Here is an 872-nt window from a genome sequence, read left to right on the forward strand (position 1 = left end):
TACGGCATTCATTCCGTTACGGGCGAGATTCCGCAAAAAGAACAGGAATTGGTGGTCGGCGTCATCGGCCTGGTGGCTGTGGCGATGTTGACGTACATGATTTTGTGGATGAAGAAGGCCGCGCGTTCGATGAAACAGCATCTTCAGGATTCTGTTCAGTCGGCCTTGAACCGCGGCAGCGGCCAGGGTTGGGCCTTGGTCGGCATGGCGTTTTTGGCTGTGGCGCGCGAAGGGTTGGAGAGCGTGTTTTTCCTGCTGGCCGTGTTCCAGCAAAGCCCGACATGGTCTATGCCGATAGGCGCGGTGTTGGGGCTGTTGGTGGCGGTTGTCATCGGTACGCTAATTTATCAGGGCGGTATGCGCCTGAACTTGGCGAAGTTTTTCCGTTGGACGGGCGCGTTTTTGATTGTGGTGGCGGCCGGTCTGCTGGCCGGTTCGTTTCGCGCGCTGCATGAGGCCGGCGTATGGAATGTGATGCAGGACATCGCTTTTGATACATCGAAATATTTGCATGAAGACAGCCCTTTAGGCGTGCTGCTCGGCGGTTTCTTCGGCTATACCGACCATCCGACCGAAGGCGAAGTCCTGATTTGGCTGCTGTATCTGGTTCCCGTCATGATTTGGTTTTTGCGCGGCAGCGCGCCGGCAAAAACGTTAACTAAATAAAAAGGAATGAAAATGAAAAAATTCAATCTGACTGCTTTGTCCGTAATGTTGGCTCTGAGTTTGACCGCGTGTCAGCCGCCTGAAGCCGAAAAAGCCGCGCCTGCCGCTTCAGGCGCATCCGCTGCCGCCAATGCCGACGGTTCGGTCAATATCGGTGTGAACGATACTGCCTGCGAACCGATGGAATTGACCGTCCCCAGCGGCCA

The 872-nt window shown here is 55.5% G+C and carries 1 protein-coding gene and 1 pseudogene; both read left to right on the forward strand.

The window, feature by feature from the left end:
- Positions 1-666: iron uptake transporter permease EfeU (gene efeU / locus ACTHS3_RS15725; RefSeq protein ID WP_440368470.1), on the forward strand; the 666-nt coding region annotated here is incomplete at its 5' end.
- A 12-nt stretch (positions 667-678) separates the two neighbouring features.
- A pseudogene (locus ACTHS3_RS15730) lies at positions 679-872 on the forward strand (iron uptake system protein EfeO); the annotation flags it as partial.

It is taken from the genome of Neisseria sp. P0009.S007 (assembly GCF_051962515.1).